This window comes from Enterobacter mori LMG 25706, from assembly GCF_000211415.1.
Classification (GTDB): domain Bacteria; phylum Pseudomonadota; class Gammaproteobacteria; order Enterobacterales; family Enterobacteriaceae; genus Enterobacter; species Enterobacter mori.
Map to the genome: position 1 here is coordinate 446,091 of NZ_GL890777.1, position 20,499 is coordinate 466,589.

Consider the following 20,499-nt stretch of genomic DNA (forward strand, 5'->3'; position numbering starts at 1 on the left):
GGGGTAATTCAAATTTTGAGGTAATGCTGAGAGATGGTGGTGGGGGAAGGATTCGAACCTTCGAAGTCGATGACGGCAGATTTACAGTCTGCTCCCTTTGGCCGCTCGGGAACCCCACCACGGGGTAATGCTTTTTACTGGCCTGCTTCCTGTTGGAAGCGGGGCGCATCATATCAAATGAGACGCCCCTGTAAAGCATTCCTTTAGGGAAATGACGCTGTTTGCCTGCTTTTTATCCGCAAAGGTGCAAAGCTAATCAATTCATTTTCCGAAAGATTAAAGAATGATGGTTCTGTTGCCGTAAACGAAGACGCGTTGGGCAAGCACCTGATACAACGCACGGCTTAAGACGTTTTTCTCAACGTCGCGCCCAGCGCGCATCATGTCTTCTGCGGTATAGGTGTGATCCACATGAATCACGTCCTGCATAATGATAGGACCTTCATCCAGGTTGTCATTCACATAGTGGGCCGTCGCACCGATGATCTTCACGCCGCGCTCGTACGCCTGGTGGTACGGGCGCGCGCCAATAAAGGCGGGAAGGAACGAGTGGTGAATGTTGATGATCTTATTCGGGAAACGAGATACGAAGGATGGCGTTAATACGCGCATATATTTCGCCAGCACCACGTAATCTGGATTATGCGCTTCAATTGCCTGCGCCATCAGATCGTCGTGCTCTTCACGGGTATGTCCTTCGTGGCTGACCAGTTCGAATGGAATATCAAAACGCTCGACCAGCGTACGCAGCGTCTCGTGGTTGCCGATAACAGCGGCAATTTCGACATCAAGACCGCCGTAGTTGGCTTTCATCAGCAGGTCGCCCAGGCAGTGTGCCTCTTTGGTCACCAGGATCACAATGCGACGACGGCCAGCAGGCGTCAGTTCACGCACGGAACCTTCCGGCAGGGCACTATCCAGATCGGCAAGGAGGGTGGTGTCGTTGAAAATACCTTCGAGCTCGGTACGCATAAAGAAGCGACCGGTACGGTGGTCAACGAACTCGTTGTTCTGCACGATATTCAGTTCATGTTTGTAACAAATGTTGGTAATTCGTGCGATCAGTCCTTTTTGATCGGGACAGATGGTGCGCAGAACTTTACGTTGTAGTGATTGCATCGCCGGGAAATCCTGTTTGTGTATTTGCGAAGTCTGGGTTGTCAGGCATTACTGCCCGCAACACTTTTTAAATTTTTTACCTGAACCGCAAGGGCAGGGATCGTTACGACCGAATTGAGGACGCGTTCCGTCAATATAATACCATTGCCCGCTTTCCTTTAAGAAACGGGAACGTTCAATAATGGCACCGGGTTTGTGCTGTTCGGTAAAACGGGCAACAAAACTTACGTAACCCTCGTTCTCATCACGACCGGGGGCTGAATCAAAGACCGTGAGACCGAGCCAGTGGGTATTGGCGAAGCCCGCTTCAATGTCTTGCTGAAAATCAGCTGCATGGCAAGTGGGGTGCCAGGTCTTGACTAAATAATCTGCGTCTTTGATCACAAAAGCAGTATACCGCGAACGCATCAGGTGTGACGGGTCTGGAGCAACCTGCTCGCCAGTAAGATATCGCTGGCAACATAGGCTATACTCCAGAGCGCTACCACAGGGGCAGAGTTGAGACACGATTCTCTTCCTGGAACAAAAAATAAGGGCGTTTAACGCTTAGGGTAGCACTATGTTAACTGAGCTGTTGCGTTGACGCTATGTTGGGGATCCAGGGGAAGTAAAACAGGGCTAATGAGAAAAGTAAAAATTGGACTGGCGTTAGGCTCAGGTGCAGCCCGAGGCTGGTCGCATATTGGCGTTATCAACGCCTTGAAACAGATGGGTATTGACGTTGATATCGTTGCAGGCTGTTCGATTGGTTCGCTGGTCGGGTCAGCATATGCCTGCGGTAAGCTACCGGAGCTTGAGAGTTGGGTACGTTCCTTCAGCTACTGGGATGTGCTGCGCCTGATGGATCTCTCCTGGCAGCGTGGCGGCCTGCTGCGCGGCGAGCGCGTGTTTAATCAGTTCCGTCAGATTATGCCCCTTGATGACTTTACCCACTGTCAGTTGCCGTTTGGCGCGGTGGCCACGAACCTCAGTACAGGACGTGAGCTGTGGCTCACCGAAGGCGATCTTCATCTTGCTGTCCGTGCGTCCTGCAGTATGCCGGGATTAATGGCCCCTGTGCCACATAACGGCTACTGGCTGGCCGATGGCGGGGTAGTAAACCCGGTCCCTGTTTCCCTGACGCGTGCCATGGGCGCGGATATTGTGATTGCCGTGGACCTGCAACATGATGCCCACCTGATGCAGCAAGACCTGATGCCCGTTAATCTTCAAAGTGATGATACCGAAGGTGAAAAGCTCGCCTGGCATGCGCGTTTGCGCGGAAGAATTGGACGCCTGGCAACTCGCCGAGCAGTAACGGCACCCACCGCCCTGGAAATCATGACCACGTCAATTCAGGTACTTGAGAATCGCCTGAAGCGAAACCGTATGGCGGGCGATCCTCCCGATATTCTGATTCAACCTTATTGTCCTCAAATCTCTACCCTTGATTTCCATAGAGCTGAGGCCGCGATTTCAGCGGGTTCCTTAGCCGTCGAAAAGAAAATAGATGAATTGTTGCCATTTGTGCGAACAGCACTTTAAGCATCCTTTATTTGATTACTTCAGCAAAATCTGACAGGCGATAGTACCAATAGCATGCCACTATTGAGTAACTGTCAGCCAGGGGAGGAACCATGACGCAGCCATTGGTCGGAAAACACATTTTAATCGTTGAAGACGAGCCCGTTTTCCGCTCTTTGCTGGATTCGTGGTTATCCTCACTGGGTGCGGATACTTCTCTTGCCGAGGACGGCATCGACGCGCTGGAGAAAATGACGTCTATTGCCCCGGACTTGATGATCTGCGACATCGCGATGCCGCGAATGAATGGCCTGAAACTGGTTGAGCATCTTCGCAACGAAGGAAACCAAATGCCTGTGCTGGTGATCTCTGCGACGGAGAATATGGCGGATATCGCGAAAGCGCTACGTCTGGGGGTACAGGATATTCTGCTCAAGCCCGTCAAGGATTTGAACCGTCTGCGTGAGACGGTGCTCGCTTGCCTTTATCCCAACATGTTCAATTCCCGCGTTGAAGAAGAAGAACGTCTGTTTCAGGACTGGGATGCGTTGGTCAGTAATCCGCTTGCCGCTGCCAAATTGTTACAAGAGCTTCAGCCGCCGGTACAACAAACGCTTTCCCATTGCCGGATAAATTATCGACAACTCGTGGCGGCAGACCAGCATGGTCTGGTGCTCGATATTGCGCCGTTATCCGATTCCGATCTCGCTTTTTATTGTCTGGACGTGACCCGGGCAGGAGACAATGGTGTTTTAGCCGCATTGTTACTTCGTGCGCTATTTAATGGATTATTGCAGGAGCAGTTATCCCATCAGGGACAGCGGCTTCCTGAATTAGGCCGTTTGCTTAAACAAGTAAATCAGCTTTTCCGCCAGGCTAATTTGCCTGGGCAGTTTCCGCTACTCGTCGGTTATTATCACAGCGGACTGAAAAATCTGATTCTTGTTTCTGCGGGTTTAAACGCTTCTCTGAATACGGGGGAGCATCATATTCAGGTGAGTAACGGCGTACCGCTGGGAACACTGGGGACGGCTTACCTCAATCAAATTAGTCATCGCTGTTCCTCCTGGCAGTGCCAAATTTGGGGCGCTGGCGGGCGGTTGCGCTTAATGTTGTCCACGGAATAAGCAGTTGAGTTTTATTCTTGAGATTGCTTTTCCAGTGTTTAGTTGGCGGTGCTACTATCGCTCCCAGATTCATGCGTATTTATCCTAATTGATCGGCAACGCGTTCTTTTCAGACCCGTACTAAAGGCTGAGGCTGATATACTCAACGCGTTATTTAATGCATAAAAGTTCAAAACTTGAACAGCTCAGGAGAATTTGAATGGCTGCCCTAAATTCGAAAGTCAGAAAGGCCGTCATCCCGGTAGCGGGATTGGGGACCAGGATGTTACCAGCAACGAAGGCAATCCCTAAAGAGATGCTGCCTTTAGTTGATAAGCCATTAATCCAGTACGTCGTAAATGAATGTATCGCGGCAGGGATTACTGAGATTGTGCTGGTTACGCATTCATCTAAAAACTCTATCGAAAACCATTTTGATACAAGTTTTGAACTTGAAGCGATGCTGGAAAAACGCGTTAAGCGCCAGCTGTTAGCGGAAGTTCAGTCTATTTGTCCTCCACACGTCACCATTATGCAGGTTCGTCAGGGGCTGGCGAAAGGTCTGGGTCATGCTGTGCTGTGTGCACACCCGGTTGTGGGTGATGAGCCGGTTGCTGTTATTCTGCCGGACGTTATTCTGGACGAATTTGAATCAGATCTGTCTCAGGATAACCTGGCTGAGATGATCAAGCGCTTCGACGAAACAGGCAGCAGCCAGATCATGGTTGAGCCTGTAGAAGACGTTACCGCCTATGGTGTTGTGGACTGCAAGGGCGTTAATCTGGAGCCAGGCGAAAGCGTTCCTATGGTAGGTGTCGTTGAGAAACCGAAAGCGGACGTCGCGCCATCTAATCTGGCGGTTGTGGGTCGTTACGTGCTGAGTGCTGAGATTTGGCCACTGCTGGCGAAAACGCCTCCGGGAGCGGGTGATGAAATCCAGCTGACCGATGGCATCGATATGCTGATCGAAAAAGAAACCGTAGAAGCTTACCATATGAAAGGTAAGAGCCATGACTGCGGTAATAAACTCGGTTATATGCAGGCATTCGTTGAATATGGTATTCGCCACAATACCCTGGGCGAAGAATTTAAAGCCTGGCTCAAAGAAAACGTGGGTATTAAGAAATAGTCTGATACTCAGTTGAACAAGACCGGTGTGGCGATGCCCACCGGTTTTTTTATGCCCATAACGAGGCTCAGTGGCTGCTGGAGAGGGATTGTAAAAGACATTAAATAGTCTGTGGCGACATATGACAGAGTGTAAAGGGTTGCTCAGCGGAATTTCGCGTAAAAAAAATCCCGCATTAAGCGGGATTTTTGTAATTAGATTAGGATTAATCCTTGATCAGGAAGTCATCCAGTTGTTTACCCTGCTCATCCATTGCTTTCTTGATAACAGCTGGAGTACGACCCTGGCCGGTCCAGGTTTTCTCTTCGCCGTTCTCATCAATGTAGCTATATTTAGCCGGACGAGCAGCGCGTTTTGCTTTGGTACCGGTTTTCGCCGCAGCCATGCTGTTCAGCAATTCGTTTGGATCGATACCATCTGCAATCAGCATTTCGCGATATTGCTGCAGTTTACGAGTGCGTTCTTCGATTTCAGCAGCAGCTGCGCTTTCTTCTTCACGACGCTCATTAACTACAACTTCTAATTTTTCCAGCATTTCTTCAAGCGTTTCAAGGGTACATTCTCTTGCCTGCGCACGAAGAGTACGGATGTTGTTCAGAATTTTAAGTGCTTCGCTCATTGTAGTAATCTCAAACTTATAATGGGGGGTGGTTTGTTGTCCTAATAATAGAGCGATAAATTGAGTTGTGCAATAGGTGGGAATGTAAGGAATTCAAAAAATACGAAATCGTCGGCGCTATTATTAATTACGCTAACTTAAATTTCACCGTTTGTCTGGTCTGATGATTTCACGTCAAACGGCAAAAACCAGTGGCATGCATGTTTGGTTTTGTGACATTTCCCTCAGGAATTATAGTTGCGGCGGATAAATATCAGCCTTTTGTATTACTTCAGGGACGCGCGGGTAAGACAAAAATAGTTAATAAATAGTGAATTTTAATGAACGTAAATTCCAGTATAAAAAGAAGTGTTATGTTTGGCTGCAGAAGTTGCTTATTGGCAGCCCGATAAGCGTTTAATGTATGTTTTAACGCATTATTTTCTAAAAGAACCGAGGGTTAATCACGGGTTCAGCGGCATAGTCTGTGCGGTGTATCGCTGATGACGGGACAAAATATGGTACAATGATTCATCGGGAATATTACACATTGATTAGGATTCTTCGGCCAATGGCACAACTTTATTTCTACTATTCGGCAATGAATGCAGGGAAATCGACGGCGTTACTGCAATCCTCATACAATTATCAGGAGCGGGGGATGCGCACCGTTGTATACACCGCTGAAATCGACGATCGCTTTGGTGCAGGGAAGGTAAGTTCAAGAATAGGACTTTCGTCACCAGCAAGGCTCTATAACCCGCAAACGGATTTACTGGATGATATCCGCACTGAACACGCCGCTAAGCCCATCCATTGTGTTCTGGTAGATGAAAGCCAGTTCCTGACGCGTGAACAGGTTCATGCGCTTTCTGAAGTCGTTGACGAACTGGATATTCCCGTACTCTGTTATGGTCTACGCACCGATTTTCGCGGCGAGTTATTTGCTGGCAGCCAGTATTTGCTCGCATGGTCGGATAAGCTCGTTGAGCTGAAGACTATCTGTTTCTGCGGCCGTAAAGCCAGTATGGTGCTTCGTCTCGATCAATCGGGTAAACCCTACGCGGATGGCGAGCAGGTCGTTATAGGGGGCAACGAGCGCTATGTATCGGTCTGTCGCAAGCACTATAAAGAAGCACTTGTTGTAGGTTCACTGACGGCTATCCAGAGCGATAACCGGAAATAGGGCAGTGCAGATTTCTTTGCCGATCAGCAGACATAAAAAAACCCGCCATTGGCGGGTTTTTTATTAGGCTGTCAATTAAGCGCTTTTCTTCGCTTTTTTGTCAGCTTTAACAACAGGCGCTTCAACTTTCACCGCGACAGTGTCATTTTCTTTGAACTCGCGACCGTAGTAGGTATCAAGCAGAATCTGTTTCAGCTCGGAGATCAGTGGGTAGCGCGGGTTAGCACCAGTACACTGGTCATCAAATGCGTCTTCAGACAGTTTATCTACGTGAGCGAGGAAGTCAGCTTCCTGAACGCCTGCTTCACGGATAGATTTAGGAATACCCAGCTCAGCTTTGATGCTGTCCAGCCATGCCAGCAGTTTCTCAATCTTAGCAGCAGTGCGGTCGCCCGGTGCGCTCAGACCCAGGTGGTCAGCGATTTCAGCGTAACGACGACGTGCTTGTGGACGGTCGTACTGGCTGAATGCAGTCTGCTTGGTTGGGTTGTCGTTCGCGTTATAACGGATAACGTTGCTGATCAACAGAGCGTTCGCCAGACCGTGAGGAATGTGGAACTGAGAACCCAGTTTGTGTGCCATTGAGTGACAAACACCCAGGAAGGCGTTCGCAAACGCGATACCAGCGATGGTTGCAGCACTGTGTACACGCTCACGCGCTACCGGGTTTTTAGACCCTTCGTTGTAAGACGCTGGCAGGTTCTCTTTCAGCAGTTTCAGCGCTTGCAGAGCTTGACCGTCAGAGAATTCGGACGCCAGTACAGACACATAGGCTTCCAGGGCGTGAGTCACGGCATCCAGACCACCGAAGGCACACAGTGATTTCGGCATATCCATCACCAGGTTGGCATCAACGATAGCCATATCTGGGGTCAGCGCGTAGTCCGCCAGTGGGTATTTCTGACCTGTTGCATCATCAGTTACAACCGCAAACGGCGTCACTTCTGAACCGGTACCGGAAGTGGTGGTGACAGCGATCATTTTCGCTTTCACACCCATTTTCGGGAACTTGTAGATACGTTTACGGATATCCATAAAGCGCAGCGCCAGCTCTTCGAAGTGGGTTTCCGGATGCTCGTACATGACCCACATGATTTTCGCGGCGTCCATTGGGGAACCGCCACCCAGTGCGATAATCACATCTGGTTTGAAGGAGTTTGCCAGTTCAGCACCTTTACGAACAACGCTCAGGGTTGGGTCAGCTTCAACTTCAAAGAAGACTTCAGTTTCAACACCAGAGGCTTTCAGTACTGAGGTGATCTGATCTGCGTAGCCGTTGTTGAACAGGAAACGGTCAGTCACGATGAGCGCACGTTTGTGGCCATCAGTAATCACTTCATCCAGCGCGATTGGCAGAGAGCCACGGCGGAAGTAGATAGATTTCGGAAGTTTGTGCCACAACATGTTTTCAGCTCGCTTAGCAACGGTTTTCTTGTTGATCAGGTGTTTTGGACCAACGTTTTCAGAGATGGAGTTACCACCCCAGGAACCACAACCCAGAGTCAGGGAAGGTGCGAGTTTAAAGTTATACAGGTCACCGATACCACCCTGAGAAGCAGGGGTGTTGATCAGGATACGTGCAGTTTTCATCTTCTGACCGAAGTGAGCAACACGTTCTGGCTGGTTATCCTGGTCGGTGTACAGGCAAGAGGTGTGACCGATACCGCCCATGGCAACCAGTTTCTCTGCTTTCTCTACCGCGTCATCGAAATCTTTGGCACGGTACATTGCCAGAGTAGGGGACAGTTTTTCGTGAGCGAACGGTTCGCTTTCATCGACAACTTTCACTTCACCAATCAGGATCTTGGTTGTTGCCGGAACGGTGAAGCCTGCCAGCTCAGCAATTTTATATGCGGGTTGACCTACGATAGCAGCATTCAGTGCGCCATTTTTCAGGATGATGTCCTGAACGGCTTTCAGCTCTTTACCCTGCAGCAGGTAGCCGCCGTGGCTCGCGAAACGTTCACGCACGGCATCGTACACGGAATCAACAACCACAACAGACTGCTCGGACGCACAAATAACACCGTTGTCGAAGGTTTTTGACATCAGTACAGACGCAACGGCACGTTTGATATCCGCCGTTTCGTCGATAACAACAGGGGTGTTACCTGCGCCTACGCCGATGGCTGGTTTACCGGAGCTGTATGCAGCTTTAACCATACCAGGACCACCGGTCGCCAGAATCAGGTTAATGTCCGGGTGATGCATCAGTGCATTGGACAGTTCAACAGACGGCTGATCAATCCAGCCAATCAAATCTTTTGGTGCGCCAGCTGCAATTGCAGCCTGCAGAACGATATCTGCTGCTTTGTTGGTCGCGTCTTTTGCACGTGGGTGCGGGGAGAAGATGATTGCGTTACGGGTCTTCAGGCTGATCAGTGATTTGAAGATAGCAGTAGACGTTGGGTTAGTGGTTGGAACGATACCGCAAATGATGCCGATAGGTTCTGCAATAGTGATGGTACCGAAGGTGTCGTCTTCAGACAGCACGCCACAGGTTTTCTCATCTTTATAGGCGTTGTAGATATACTCTGAAGCAAAGTGGTTTTTGATCACTTTATCTTCAACGATACCCATACCGGATTCGGCAACGGCCATTTTAGCGAGAGGGATTCGAGCATCTGCAGCAGCCAGTGCGGCCGCGCGGAAGATTTTATCAACCTGTTCTTGGGTGAAATTGGCATATTCACGCTGGGCTTTTTTAACGCGCTCGACGAGTGCGTTCAGTTCAGCGATATTAGTAACAGCCATAATGCTCTCCTGATAATGTTTAAACTCTTTTAGTAAACCAGCGCTCGATACGTCACACAGTATAGACAGAGCCGATACCACTTGCGTAACACACAGTAAAACAAGGGCTTACTTCTCGTTCCAGCTCACTAATTTACTAAAAGAGCCTTACCTTAGCATCATACCTTTTTGATAGGTGATCTCCCTGGCGGCGTAATCAGATTACTCACTTCTGAGTACGGAAATCATGATCTGCATCAATTTTTCCCTAAGCTGATACCTTTCAGCAGCCTATTTCGGCAAGAATTTTCCACTGTTAAATAATTACGTAACTATTAGAAGTGGCGCTATCATTGATTCTACAAATGTTTAACATCATGAAATGATAACGTTTTGGCACAGATTTCTGGTGAAGAATGCTGCAAAAAAGCGTATCTTCAGCGCGGTTTTATCATGACATATTTTCTGTCCCTGAACATGCTCATTAGCGGAGCTAAATGTGATTCAAACGCTCTTTGATTTCCCTACATATTTTAAGTTTTTTATTGGTTTGTTTGCACTGGTGAACCCAGTGGGGATTATCCCTGTCTTCATCAGTATGACCAGCTACCAGACAGCCGTTGCCAGAAACAAAACCAACCTGACGGCAAACTTATCGGTAGCCATTATTCTGCTGACGTCGCTTTACCTGGGCGATGCCATTCTACAGTTGTTCGGTATCTCTATTGATTCCTTCCGTATTGCGGGCGGAATTCTGGTTGTCACCATCGCCATGTCGATGATCAGCGGTAAGCTGGGTGAGGATAAACAGAACAAACAGGAGAAATCAGAAACAGCGGTTCGTGAAAGTATCGGTGTCGTTCCGTTGGCCTTGCCGCTGATGGCGGGCCCGGGGGCCATTAGCTCGACGATAGTGTGGGGGACGCGCTATCACAGTCTGATGCACCTGATCGGTTTTTCCGTGGCGATTGCGCTTTTCGCGCTCTGCTGTTGGGGCGTATTCCGCATGGCCCCCTGGCTGGTGCGGCTGTTAGGGCAAACAGGCATCAACGTTATTACCCGTATCATGGGTCTGCTGCTGATGGCGCTGGGTATTGAGTTTATCGTTACCGGCATTAAAAGCATTTTCCCAGGGTTATTGCATTAAAACTTCATATGAAAGGACGGAGCCAGGGGCTCCGTTTTTTTACGTCATTATCAGCAAATCATATAAATAAAGTTGAAATGTGAACATGACATAATAAATTCTACTAATAATCCTCTTTTCTTGTATTTCAACGAGTTATTTCTTTCCTGGCCACCCGCCTGCACATAAATCCTTCGAATGCTCTGTTATTTTACTCACATGATAGTCTGGGGCTTGCTGAGTGATATCCGAAATGATATTAGTAATTTCAATGTTCCCCTAGAGGAATGTGCTAAATAATAACCAGTTGTTAAATTTTTGTGCAAAATCTGCCTGGGGCGACGCATTGAAGTGCGCGCAGAAAAGGTTTTTTACATCTTATTGAATATCCACCAATTTTTTGATAAGTGCTGTCCGGTGAGACGATTGTCAGAGAAACGGCATCCTTCGTAAAAGAGAATTGCTTAACAAATTTGCAAAATGTATTGGCGGGTGTTTGCGCCATTTGATACTTTCCGGCCTTATATTTTGCAGAATTAAACAAGTAGATGAGAATTATTTTCATATAGTTTTCGTCCCAGAAATCCATAACACGTCGCAGACGGGGCGGCGTGTTGAGAATCGACGCAAGACGGCCATACGAGCGGTCAGTAATAAAAAAGTCGGTGATAGCAGAAGTAGAAAAAAGAACCTGGCAGCAGCATAAAAAAACTCCTGCGCTGTACAGGCCCCAACAGGGGATTACACAGCTGGCGAAGGCCAGTAATTATAATGAGTGGAGTACCAACACAATGACCATCATCACAAAAAAAAATCTGGTAGCGGCGGGGATTTTAACTGCGCTAATCGCGGGCAACGCAATGGCTGCGGATGTGCCTGCAGGGGTACAACTGGCGGAAAAACAGACGCTGGTGCGTAACAACGGTGCGGAAGTTCAGTCTCTGGACCCGCACAAAATTGAAGGGGTTCCTGAGTCGAACGTTAACCGCGATCTGTTCGAAGGTCTGCTGGTCACTGACGTAGACGGCCACCCGGCTCCGGGCGTGGCTGAGAAATGGGAAAACAAAGATTTCAAAGTCTGGACCTTCCATCTGCGTAAAGATGCTAAATGGTCCGACGGCACTCCGGTCACCGCTGAAGATTTCGTGTATAGCTGGCAGCGCCTGGCGAATCCAAATACCGCCTCTCCGTATGCGAGCTATCTGCAGTATGGTCACATCGCCAATATTGATGACATTATCGCAGGCAAAAAACCTGTTACCGATCTGGGCGTAAAAGCCATTGATGCGAATACCTTTGAAGTGACGTTGAGCGAACCTGTTCCGTACTTCTATAAGCTGCTTGTTCACCCGTCCGTCTCCCCGGTACCAAAATCCGCCGTGGAGAAATTTGGTGAAAAATGGACGCAGCCAGCCAATATCGTGACCAACGGCGCCTATAAGCTGAAAGACTGGGTGGTCAACGAACGTATGGTTCTGGAGCGTAACCCGCAGTACTGGGACAACGCGAAAACCGTGATCAATCAGGTGACTTACCTGCCAATTTCTTCTGAAGTGACGGACGTTAACCGCTACCGCAGCGGCGAGATCGACATGACCTATAACAACATGCCGATTGAACTGTTCCAGAAACTGAAAAAAGAGATCCCGAAAGAAGTTCACGTCGATCCGTACCTGTGCACGTACTACTACGAAATTAACAACCAGAAAGCACCGTTCACCGACGTGCGCGTTCGTACCGCGCTGAAGCTGGCGCTGGATCGCGATATCATTGTTAACAAGGTGAAAAACCAGGGCGATCTGCCCGCTTACAGCTACACCCCGCCTTACACCGACGGTATGAAACTGGTTGAACCTGAGTGGTTCAAATGGTCCCAGGAAAAACGTAACGAAGAAGCCAAAAAACTGTTGGCTGAAGCAGGGTATACCGCTGATAAGCCTCTGACGTTTAACCTGCTGTACAACACGTCAGATCTGCATAAAAAACTGGCTATTGCCGTCGCGTCTATCTGGAAGAAAAACCTGGGTGCGAACGTCAAACTGGAAAACCAGGAGTGGAAAACCTTCCTCGATACCCGTCATCAGGGGACGTTCGACGTGGCACGTGCTGGCTGGTGTGCGGACTACAACGAACCGACATCCTTCCTGAACACGATGCTCAGTGACAGTTCGAATAACACTGCACACTATAAGAGCCCGGCTTTCGATAAGATTATCGGTGATACGCTGAAAGTGACTGACGATGCGCAACGCGCAGAGCTGTACGCGAAATCAGAAGAACAACTCGATAAAGACTCTGCAATTGTACCGGTTTACTACTACGTGAACGCCCGTCTGGTGAAACCGTGGGTAGGGGGTTATACCGGTAAAGACCCGTTGGATAATATCTCCGTTAAGAATCTTTATATTATCAAGCATTAATGGCAATGAGTGGGGCGAGGGTACTCGCCCCACGGTGTCTAACCAACGTCACATAATATAGGCACACGCCAGAAGGTACGGGCAATGTTGAAATTTATCCTACGTCGCTGTCTTGAAGCGATTCCAACGCTATTTATTCTCATCACGATTTCCTTCTTCATGATGCGTCTTGCACCGGGAAGCCCTTTTACCGGTGAACGTACGCTGCCGCCAGAAGTCATGGCCAACATTGAAGCGAAATACCATCTGAACGATCCTATCTCTACCCAGTACTTCAACTATCTGAAGCAGCTGGCACACGGGGATTTTGGGCCGTCATTCAAATATAAAGACTACTCCGTTAACGACCTGGTGGCGTCAAGCTTCCCGGTATCGGCTAAATTGGGTGCTGCAGCATTCCTGCTCGCCGTCGTTCTCGGGGTTGCTGCGGGCGTTATCGCCGCCTTAAAACAAAATACCAAATGGGATTATGCCGTCATGGGGGTCGCAATGACCGGGGTGGTTATCCCAAGCTTCGTTGTCGCACCGTTGCTGGTCATGATATTTGCCATCACGCTGAAATGGCTGCCGGGCGGCGGGTGGAACGGTGGGGCGCTGCAGTTCATGATCCTGCCAATGGTGGCATTATCGTTGGCATACATCGCCAGTATCGCGCGTATCACGCGCGGGTCGATGATTGAGGTTCTGCACTCCAACTTTATCCGTACCGCGCGCGCGAAAGGCTTGCCGATGCGCCGGATTATCTTACGGCATGCGCTGAAGCCTGCGCTGTTGCCCGTCCTTTCTTACCTGGGGCCAGCTTTTGTCGGCATCATTACGGGGTCAATGGTTATCGAAACCATCTACGGCCTGCCGGGCATTGGTCAGCTGTTTGTTAACGGTGCGCTTAACCGTGACTACTCGCTGGTGCTGAGCCTGACGATTTTGGTTGGTGCGCTGACCATTCTGTTTAACGCCGTTGTCGATGTGCTGTATGCCGTTATCGACCCTAAAATCCGTTACTAACTGGAGCACGCCATGATGTTGAGTAAGAAAAACAGCGAGGCGCTGGAAAACTTCAGTGAAAAACTGGAAGTCGAAGGTCGTAGCCTCTGGCAGGATGCGCGTCGTCGCTTTATGCACAACCGTGCTGCCGTCGCGAGTCTGGTCGTACTGGTGATCATTGCCCTGTTTGTGACGCTGGCACCGATGCTGTCGCAATTCACCTATTTCGATACGGACTGGGGCATGATGTCCAGCGCGCCAGATATGGAGTCCGGGCACTATTTCGGTACCGATTCGTCCGGTCGTGACCTGCTGGTGCGCGTGGCCATCGGCGGCCGCATTTCGTTGATGGTCGGTATTGCTGCCGCGCTGGTGGCGGTGATCCTCGGCACGCTCTACGGATCGCTTTCCGGTTATCTCGGCGGGAAAGTGCACTCCGTTATGATGCGTCTGCTGGAAATCCTCAACTCCTTCCCGTTCATGTTCTTCGTGATCCTGCTGGTGACCTTCTTTGGTCAGAACATCCTGTTGATTTTCGTGGCCATCGGGATGGTGTCCTGGCTCGATATGGCGCGTATCGTGCGTGGTCAAACGCTGAGCCTTAAGCGCAAAGAGTTTATCGAAGCGGCACAGGTGGGTGGGGTATCGACCAGAAATATCGTGGTTCGCCACATTGTGCCGAATGTTCTTGGCGTGGTGGTGGTGTATGCCTCACTGCTGGTGCCGAGCATGATCCTCTTTGAATCTTTCCTGAGTTTCCTGGGGCTGGGCACGCAAGAGCCGTTAAGCAGCTGGGGCGCGTTGCTGAGTGACGGTGCAAACTCGATGGAAGTTTCCCCGTGGTTGCTGCTGTATCCTGCGGGCTTCCTGGTTGTCACCCTGTTTTGTTTCAACTTTATCGGCGATGGCCTGCGTGATGCCCTCGACCCGAAAGACCGTTAAGGAGCGCCGTCATGACGATTATTGAAACGGCCACTGCGCCAATGGCGCAACAGCAGAGCAATATGCTGCTGGATGTAAACGATCTCCGTGTCACCTTTAAAACGCCGGATGGTGATGTCACCGCCGTAAACGACCTTAATTTTAACCTGCGCGCCGGTGAAACGCTGGGGATCGTGGGGGAGTCTGGCTCCGGTAAATCTCAAACCGCATTTGCGCTGATGGGTCTGCTGGCGTCTAACGGCGTGATTGGTGGTTCTGCGAAATTCAACGGTCGTGAAATCCTCAACCTGCCGGAACACGAGCTGAATAAGCTTCGCGCTGAGCAGATTTCGATGATTTTCCAGGACCCAATGACCTCTTTAAACCCGTATATGCGCGTCGGCGAACAGCTGATGGAAGTGCTGATGCTGCACAAAGGTATGGGTAAAGCTGAAGCCTTTGAAGAGTCGGTAAAAATGCTGGATGCGGTAAAAATGCCGGAAGCGCGCAAGCGCATGCGCATGTTCCCGCACGAATTCTCTGGCGGTATGCGTCAGCGCGTGATGATTGCGATGGCGCTGCTTTGCCGGCCAAAACTGCTGATTGCTGATGAGCCGACCACTGCGCTGGATGTGACCGTTCAGGCACAGATCATGACCCTGTTGAACGAGCTTAAGCGGGAATTCAACACGGCAATTATCATGATCACCCATGACCTGGGCGTGGTTGCAGGTATCTGCGACAAAGTGCTGGTGATGTATGCCGGTCGTACCATGGAGTACGGTCAGGCGCGTGATGTCTTCTATCAGCCTGCACATCCGTATTCTATCGGCCTGCTGAATGCGGTACCGCGTCTGGATGCGGAAGGTGAATCCCTGCTGACGATCCCGGGTAACCCGCCAAACCTGCTGCGTTTGCCAAAAGGTTGTCCATTCCAGCCACGTTGTCCGCATGCGATGGAGATTTGTAATAGCGCTCCGCCGCTGGAAGAGTTTGCACCAGGCCGCCTGCGCGCCTGCTTTAAGTCGCATGAGGAGCTGGTATGAACGCATTAGATGAAAAAAGAAATGTGCTGCTCGAAATTGCCGATCTTAAAGTCCATTTCGATATCAAAGACGGCAAACAGTGGTTCTGGCAGCCGCCTAAAACCCTCAAAGCCGTTGATGGCGTAACGCTTCGCCTGTACGAGGGCGAAACGCTGGGCGTGGTGGGTGAGTCTGGCTGCGGGAAGTCCACTTTTGCCCGTGCCATTATCGGTCTGGTGAAAGCCACCGACGGCAAAGTGGCCTGGCTGGGCAAAGACCTGCTGGGGATGAAACCGGACGAGTGGCGCGACGTGCGCAGCGATATCCAGATGATTTTCCAGGATCCGCTGGCGTCACTGAACCCGCGTATGACCATCGGCGAAATTATTGCCGAGCCGCTGCGCACCTATCATCCGAAGATGTCGCGTCAGGAAGTGCGCGATCGTGTGAAAGCGATGATGATGAAAGTGGGCCTGCTGCCAAACCTCATCAACCGCTATCCGCACGAATTCTCCGGTGGCCAGTGTCAGCGTATTGGCATTGCGCGTGCACTCATTCTGGAACCGAAGCTGATCATCTGTGATGAGCCGGTCTCCGCGCTGGACGTGTCCATTCAGGCACAGGTGGTTAACCTGCTGCAGAAGCTGCAGCGTGAGATGGGGCTCTCGCTGATCTTCATCGCTCACGATCTGGCCGTGGTGAAGCACATTTCAGACCGTGTACTGGTGATGTATCTGGGGCACGCGGTGGAACTGGGCACCTATGACGAGGTGTACCACAACCCGCTGCATCCTTATACCAAAGCGCTGATGTCGGCAGTGCCGATCCCCGACCCGGATCTGGAAAAAAATAAAACGATTCAGCTGCTGGAAGGGGAACTGCCTTCGCCGATTAATCCGCCGTCCGGCTGCGTATTCCGCACGCGCTGTCCAATGGCCGGGCCGGAATGTGCAAAAACACGACCGGTGCTGGAGGGCAGTTTCCGACATGCGGTTTCCTGCCTTAAAGTAGACCCGTTATAATCGCAAGGGCTGACATGACGTCAGCCCTTATTTTTTGCGAGGTTACTGTGTCGCGTTTATTCACGTCAGCCCGTCGGCGGCTTTATCATTTTTTATTCGATCCTGAAACGGTATCCGGGCGACGCTTCGAAGGTCTCTGCGGTTTATTTGCGCTGCTCAGCGTGGTTGTCATCTTTATTGAATCGGGTGCCGGGACGCAATACCACCTGACGTTTGACGAATGGCATATCTTTGTCTGGCTTGAGCTGGTGATTACCCTGGTCTTTACCGTCGAATATCTCCTCAGAGTAATAGCCTGGCCCAACCCGGCCAGATATGTTTTCAGCTTCTGGGGATTTATCGATTTAGCCACCATCCTGCCGCTCTATGTTATGTGGCTTTGGCCGGAGATCAGCCTGAGCTATGTCTTCGCCTGGCGAGCGATGCGCGTGATTCGGGTATTACGTATTCTGAAATTACTGCGTTTTATGCCGTCATTACGCGTGTTCTGGAGTGCGATCGTCAGTGCGCGGCATCAGCTTATTTTGTTCTACTCGTTTATTGCCATCGTCATGATTGTTTTTGGCGCGCTGATGTATTTAATAGAAGGGCCCAAATACGGCTTTACGACGCTCAACGCGTCCGTCTACTGGGCCATTGTGACCGTTACAACCGTTGGCTACGGCGATATCACACCGCATACGCCGCTTGGGCGTATTGTGGCATCGGTCCTGATTTTGATTGGCTATTCGGTGATCGCGATCCCGACGGGACTGATTACCACCCACATGAGCAGTGCATTTCAGAACCGCAAGCAGCAGCGTAAATGTTCGAACTGCCATCAGGGTGAGCATGAACACAGCGCGCGTTTCTGTAACCGCTGTGGTAGTGAATTACCGGATTAAATAAAAAAGGCTGCCATCGCAGCCTTTTTTATTATTCGCGCCAGAGAATATGGCACAGCTTGTGGTCTTTCTCGCGACACAGCAGAACGCGAGCGAAAATGTCGTTAATTTCACCGCCATCTTCATCGGCCAGCCCAATCACCACTTCTGCAAAGAAGTCCGGATTGAGATCAAAATCAACATGCTCAGCCCAGTCTTCTGAAGGGTCGAACAGCTCGGCACCGCCGCGTTCTTCAAACTGCAGATTAAAGAGAATCACATCTGCGGGATCGAGGTTATCAACCGCCAGTTCGAGAAAAATGTCATAGGCCTGCTCAAGCGTTTCGTCTTCGGTCAGGCGATTGTTCAGATCCATTTCCATGATGACTACCTGTTAAACATCGTTGGGCACGTTTTACAGCAACGGACTAAAGAAGTAAAACAGTCGTTCAGCAATTCTCTGCCAGAGAGGGCGTTTCACCCACAGTCTGGCATCCAGCAGGCGCGAGCGGGAGATATAATCATCCTGGACCGCCGCCAGATCGCCACCAAATCCTGCATCGTCAATCACGAGAGTGATTTCAAAGTTTAGCCACAGGCTGCGCATATCAAGGTTAACTGTGCCCACGAGGCTCAGCTCACCGTCTACCAGCACGCTCTTGGTATGCAACAGTCCGCCTTCAAACTGATAAATTCTCACCCCTGCGGCAAGGAGTTCGCTAAAGAATGCGCGGCTTGCCCAACCGACCAGCAGAGAATCGTTTTTGCGCGGCATAATAATACTGACGTCTACACCACGCTGCGCAGCAGTACAAATAGCGTGCAGCAGATCGTCGCTGGGGACGAAGTAAGGCGTCGTCATAATCAGATACTCACGCGCAGAATAGGTCGCCGTGAGTAATGCCTGGTGGATGAGGTCTTCCGGGAAACCAGGCCCGGAGGCAATGGTATGAATGGTATGTCCGCTGGCCTCTTCAAACGGCATAATATTGCCGTCCGGGGGCGGCGGTAAAATACGCTTACCGGTTTCTATTTCCCAGTCGCACGAGTAGACGATCCCCATCGAGGTGGCGACCGGGCCTTCCATTCGCGCCATCAGATCGATCCATTGACCGACACCGGAATCCTGCTTGAAGAAGCGCGGGTCGACCAGGTTCATACTGCCGGTGTAGGCAATATAGTTATCAATCAGAATCATTTTGCGGTGCTGGCGAAGATCCATGCGCCGCAGGAAAACACGCAGCAGATTAACCTTCAGCGCCTCAACCACTTCTATACCGGCATTGCGCATCATTCCCGCCCACGGGCTGCGGAAAAACGCGACGCTGCCAGCGGAATCCAGCATCAGGCGGCAGTGAATACCGCGACGAGCGGCGGCCATCAGTGATTCAGCAACCTGATCCGCCATGCCCCCCGGTTGCCAGATATAAAAAACCATCTCGATGTTATGACGCGCCAGCTGAATATCGCGGATCAGTGCCTGCATCACATCGTCGGACGAAGTCATTAATTGCAGCTGATTACCCTTAACGCCCGCGATGCCCTGGCGGCGTTCGCACAGCTTAAATAATGAAGAGGCGACGCTGCTGTTCTCTTCGGCAAAGATATGTTTGCAGGCTTTAAGATCGCTGAGCCATTTCGCCGTCGAGGGCCACATCGCGCGGGCCCGCTCGGCGCGGCGTTTACCCAGATGGAGCTCACCGAAAGAGAGATACGCGATAATGCCCACCAGCGGCAGTATGTAAATAATCAGAAGCCAGGCCATGGCAGAAGGTACGGCTCTGCGCTTCATCAGGATGCGTAACGTCACCCCCGCGATTAACAGCCAGTATCCCAGAATGACCAGCCAACTCACCACGGTGTAGAAGGTTGTCATAAGTAAAAAATCCTTTTGAAAGCGTATTGTTATGAGTGTACGCATCAGGATTCATCTGGCAAATAAAAACGGCAGATAAAAGCGCTGGTTTGCGACGGGGTTGAGCTTATAATGACGACTCTGTGAGTGAAAGAGTTGTCGATATGAAGCGCAGTAGAACAGAAGTAGGGCGCTGGCGTATGTTGCGACAGGTGAGTCGTCGGAAGGCCCGTTGGCTGGAAGCACAATCCCGCCGCAATATGCGTATCCACGCTATCAGAAAATGTGGACTAAACAGACACCGCAACGCGTTGCTGTTCGCCGTCCAGGATATCTGAGCACCATGAGGGCACCGTCAAGGTGCCCGCTGATTTTATAAGACTATCATTTTTCGCAGTCTCTTCCCGACCTCATTCCGCGATATACTCATCTTGCCTAACCTCATGAATTTAAAAGGAACAAAGGATGAATGGAAAAGTGGTCGCGGTACTTATGGGGATCGCTGTCCTCAGCGCTTGCAACAGCAATAAACCCTCACCTGAAAGACATGCCTATTATTTCGTCTCGCATCAATCCAATTTTACGGGCGGAAATTATACCTCCAGTATTTCGCAAAATTACCGTCTCAATGTGCCGCAGTTTCGTGAGCTGTATAAGCAGGGGAAAGCTGACCGCGCCGCGGGGCAACTGCCGTCTTACGCTCAGCAGTATGCACAGGCTATTCGCGATCGGTTGAAGGAAGAGGCCAAAACGGAGCACGCCTTCACGGGGAATAGTGAGAGCAAATGGACCTCGGAAATGGAGCCGAAGGATGCCATTTTATACGGCAACGAACTGGCCACGACTTATCTTGACGGCTATAACGGCGTACAATAACGCGACAGTTTTCGGGAATATCGTTTTTGCAGC

19 protein-coding genes and 1 tRNA gene are annotated in these 20,499 nt (G+C 50.5%); 13 read left to right on the plus strand and 7 right to left on the minus strand.

Annotation, left to right across the window (positions count from 1 at the left end; all coding sequences use genetic code 11):
- Window positions 1-34: 34 nt before the first annotated feature.
- The 3 genes from ENTMO_RS0115845 to ENTMO_RS0115855 all read right to left on the minus strand — a co-directional run bounded on the left by ENTMO_RS0115845 (window position 35) and on the right by ENTMO_RS0115855 (window position 1,626).
- Window positions 35-119 (minus strand) — tRNA-Tyr (locus tag ENTMO_RS0115845).
- A 157-nt stretch (window positions 120-276) separates the two neighbouring features.
- Window positions 277-1,119: a formyltetrahydrofolate deformylase gene (gene purU, locus ENTMO_RS0115850; protein ID WP_010432980.1), complete on the minus strand. Its 843-nt coding sequence runs from the start codon at window positions 1,117-1,119 to the stop codon at window positions 277-279.
- A 48-nt stretch (window positions 1,120-1,167) separates the two neighbouring features.
- Entirely contained in the window at window positions 1,168-1,626 is a 459-nt protein-coding gene (locus ENTMO_RS0115855; RefSeq protein WP_071985429.1) for a YchJ family protein, read from the minus strand.
- A 114-nt stretch (window positions 1,627-1,740) separates the two neighbouring features.
- Here ENTMO_RS0115855 and rssA point away from each other — a divergent pair, with 114 nt between their 5' ends.
- The 3 genes from rssA to galU all read left to right on the plus strand — a co-directional run bounded on the left by rssA (window position 1,741) and on the right by galU (window position 4,857).
- Complete coding sequence (gene rssA, locus ENTMO_RS0115860; protein WP_010432984.1) at window positions 1,741-2,643, plus strand: patatin-like phospholipase RssA; 903 nt, start codon at window positions 1,741-1,743, stop codon at window positions 2,641-2,643.
- A 92-nt stretch (window positions 2,644-2,735) separates the two neighbouring features.
- On the plus strand, window positions 2,736-3,749 hold the full coding sequence (gene rssB, locus ENTMO_RS0115865; protein WP_010432987.1) for a two-component system response regulator RssB: 1,014 nt from the start codon (window positions 2,736-2,738) through the stop codon (window positions 3,747-3,749).
- Between the two features lie 199 nt (window positions 3,750-3,948).
- Window positions 3,949-4,857, plus strand: coding sequence for a UTP--glucose-1-phosphate uridylyltransferase GalU (gene galU, locus ENTMO_RS0115870; RefSeq protein ID WP_010432990.1), 909 nt, complete (start codon window positions 3,949-3,951; stop codon window positions 4,855-4,857).
- Window positions 4,858-5,062: 205 nt separating this feature from the next.
- Here the strand turns inward: galU and hns are convergent, their stop codons facing one another.
- The gene (gene hns / locus ENTMO_RS0115875; protein WP_003856724.1) at window positions 5,063-5,476 is read right to left on the minus strand and encodes a histone-like nucleoid-structuring protein H-NS; all 414 of its coding nucleotides are present in this window, start codon (window positions 5,474-5,476) and stop codon (window positions 5,063-5,065) included.
- Window positions 5,477-6,026: 550 nt separating this feature from the next.
- On the opposite strand from hns, the gene tdk reads away from it, so the two are divergent.
- Window positions 6,027-6,641, plus strand: coding sequence for a thymidine kinase (gene tdk / locus ENTMO_RS0115880; RefSeq protein WP_010432994.1), 615 nt, complete (start codon window positions 6,027-6,029; stop codon window positions 6,639-6,641).
- Between the two features lie 75 nt (window positions 6,642-6,716).
- On the opposite strand, the gene adhE is transcribed toward tdk, so the two are convergent.
- Window positions 6,717-9,395, minus strand: a complete 2,679-nt coding sequence (adhE, locus tag ENTMO_RS0115885) for a bifunctional acetaldehyde-CoA/alcohol dehydrogenase (RefSeq protein WP_010432997.1) — start codon at window positions 9,393-9,395, stop codon at window positions 6,717-6,719.
- Window positions 9,396-9,873: 478 nt separating this feature from the next.
- Between adhE and ENTMO_RS0115890 the strand changes: the two genes are divergently transcribed.
- From ENTMO_RS0115890 to ENTMO_RS0115920, 7 genes are all read left to right on the plus strand, one after another.
- A complete protein-coding gene (locus tag ENTMO_RS0115890; protein WP_010433000.1) occupies window positions 9,874-10,521 on the plus strand; it encodes a YchE family NAAT transporter in 648 nt (215 codons plus the stop codon).
- 770 nt (window positions 10,522-11,291) lie between these two features.
- Window positions 11,292-12,920 (plus strand): oligopeptide ABC transporter substrate-binding protein OppA, encoded by a 1,629-nt coding sequence (oppA, locus tag ENTMO_RS0115895; protein ID WP_010433002.1) that lies wholly within the window; start codon window positions 11,292-11,294, stop codon window positions 12,918-12,920.
- Between the two features lie 84 nt (window positions 12,921-13,004).
- The gene (gene oppB / locus ENTMO_RS0115900; RefSeq protein ID WP_010433003.1) at window positions 13,005-13,925 is read left to right on the plus strand and encodes an oligopeptide ABC transporter permease OppB; all 921 of its coding nucleotides are present in this window, start codon (window positions 13,005-13,007) and stop codon (window positions 13,923-13,925) included.
- A 12-nt stretch (window positions 13,926-13,937) separates the two neighbouring features.
- On the plus strand, window positions 13,938-14,846 hold the full coding sequence (gene oppC, locus ENTMO_RS0115905) for an oligopeptide ABC transporter permease OppC (protein WP_010433004.1): 909 nt from the start codon (window positions 13,938-13,940) through the stop codon (window positions 14,844-14,846).
- An 11-nt stretch (window positions 14,847-14,857) separates the two neighbouring features.
- The gene (oppD, locus tag ENTMO_RS0115910; RefSeq protein ID WP_010433005.1) at window positions 14,858-15,871 is read left to right on the plus strand and encodes an ABC transporter ATP-binding protein; all 1,014 of its coding nucleotides are present in this window, start codon (window positions 14,858-14,860) and stop codon (window positions 15,869-15,871) included.
- A complete protein-coding gene (gene oppF, locus ENTMO_RS0115915; protein WP_010433006.1) occupies window positions 15,868-16,872 on the plus strand; it encodes a murein tripeptide/oligopeptide ABC transporter ATP-binding protein OppF in 1,005 nt (334 codons plus the stop codon). The genes oppD and oppF overlap by 4 nt, the downstream gene beginning before the upstream one ends.
- Before the next feature lie 14 nt (window positions 16,873-16,886).
- On the plus strand, window positions 16,887-17,756 hold the full coding sequence (locus ENTMO_RS0115920) for an ion transporter (RefSeq protein ID WP_041951420.1): 870 nt from the start codon (window positions 16,887-16,889) through the stop codon (window positions 17,754-17,756).
- Between the two features lie 31 nt (window positions 17,757-17,787).
- Here ENTMO_RS0115920 and ENTMO_RS0115925 read toward each other — a convergent pair whose 3' ends face one another.
- The gene (locus ENTMO_RS0115925) at window positions 17,788-18,117 is read right to left on the minus strand and encodes an HI1450 family dsDNA-mimic protein (protein ID WP_006810881.1); all 330 of its coding nucleotides are present in this window, start codon (window positions 18,115-18,117) and stop codon (window positions 17,788-17,790) included.
- Between the two features lie 33 nt (window positions 18,118-18,150).
- Entirely contained in the window at window positions 18,151-19,611 is a 1,461-nt protein-coding gene (gene cls / locus ENTMO_RS0115930; protein ID WP_010433013.1) for a cardiolipin synthase, read from the minus strand.
- Window positions 19,612-19,754: 143 nt separating this feature from the next.
- On the opposite strand from cls, the gene ENTMO_RS25965 reads away from it, so the two are divergent.
- Both ENTMO_RS25965 and ENTMO_RS0115935 read left to right on the plus strand, forming a co-directional pair.
- Window positions 19,755-19,928 carry a YciY family protein gene (locus ENTMO_RS25965; protein ID WP_017384232.1) on the plus strand — a complete coding sequence of 58 codons (174 nt, stop codon included), beginning with the start codon at window positions 19,755-19,757 and terminating at the stop codon, window positions 19,926-19,928.
- 127 nt (window positions 19,929-20,055) lie between these two features.
- Window positions 20,056-20,466 (plus strand): Exc2 family lipoprotein, encoded by a 411-nt coding sequence (locus ENTMO_RS0115935; RefSeq protein ID WP_010433015.1) that lies wholly within the window; start codon window positions 20,056-20,058, stop codon window positions 20,464-20,466.
- The last annotated feature ends 33 nt before the right edge of the window (window positions 20,467-20,499 follow it).

Excerpts from the sequence above, each read along its gene's own strand:
- oppA (WP_010433002.1), top strand. The coding sequence starts at position 11,292 with ATGACCATCATCACAAAAAAAAATCTGGTAGCGGCGGGGATTTTAACT.
- oppD (WP_010433005.1), top strand. The coding sequence starts at position 14,858 with ATGACGATTATTGAAACGGCCACTGCGCCAATGGCGCAACAGCAGAGC.
- ENTMO_RS25965 (WP_017384232.1), top strand. The coding sequence starts at position 19,755 with ATGAAGCGCAGTAGAACAGAAGTAGGGCGCTGGCGTATGTTGCGACAG.
- rssA (WP_010432984.1), top strand. The coding sequence starts at position 1,741 with ATGAGAAAAGTAAAAATTGGACTGGCGTTAGGCTCAGGTGCAGCCCGA.
- galU (WP_010432990.1), top strand. The coding sequence starts at position 3,949 with ATGGCTGCCCTAAATTCGAAAGTCAGAAAGGCCGTCATCCCGGTAGCG.
- ENTMO_RS0115925 (WP_006810881.1), bottom strand. The coding sequence starts at position 18,117 with ATGGAAATGGATCTGAACAATCGCCTGACCGAAGACGAAACGCTTGAG.
- hns (WP_003856724.1), bottom strand. The coding sequence starts at position 5,476 with ATGAGCGAAGCACTTAAAATTCTGAACAACATCCGTACTCTTCGTGCG.
- ENTMO_RS0115935 (WP_010433015.1), top strand. The coding sequence starts at position 20,056 with ATGAATGGAAAAGTGGTCGCGGTACTTATGGGGATCGCTGTCCTCAGC.
- tdk (WP_010432994.1), top strand. The coding sequence starts at position 6,027 with ATGGCACAACTTTATTTCTACTATTCGGCAATGAATGCAGGGAAATCG.
- adhE (WP_010432997.1), bottom strand. The coding sequence starts at position 9,395 with ATGGCTGTTACTAATATCGCTGAACTGAACGCACTCGTCGAGCGCGTT.
- purU (WP_010432980.1), bottom strand. The coding sequence starts at position 1,119 with ATGCAATCACTACAACGTAAAGTTCTGCGCACCATCTGTCCCGATCAA.
- rssB (WP_010432987.1), top strand. The coding sequence starts at position 2,736 with ATGACGCAGCCATTGGTCGGAAAACACATTTTAATCGTTGAAGACGAG.
- oppC (WP_010433004.1), top strand. The coding sequence starts at position 13,938 with ATGATGTTGAGTAAGAAAAACAGCGAGGCGCTGGAAAACTTCAGTGAA.
- cls (WP_010433013.1), bottom strand. The coding sequence starts at position 19,611 with ATGACAACCTTCTACACCGTGGTGAGTTGGCTGGTCATTCTGGGATAC.
- oppB (WP_010433003.1), top strand. The coding sequence starts at position 13,005 with ATGTTGAAATTTATCCTACGTCGCTGTCTTGAAGCGATTCCAACGCTA.
- oppF (WP_010433006.1), top strand. The coding sequence starts at position 15,868 with ATGAACGCATTAGATGAAAAAAGAAATGTGCTGCTCGAAATTGCCGAT.
- ENTMO_RS0115920 (WP_041951420.1), top strand. The coding sequence starts at position 16,887 with ATGACGTCAGCCCTTATTTTTTGCGAGGTTACTGTGTCGCGTTTATTC.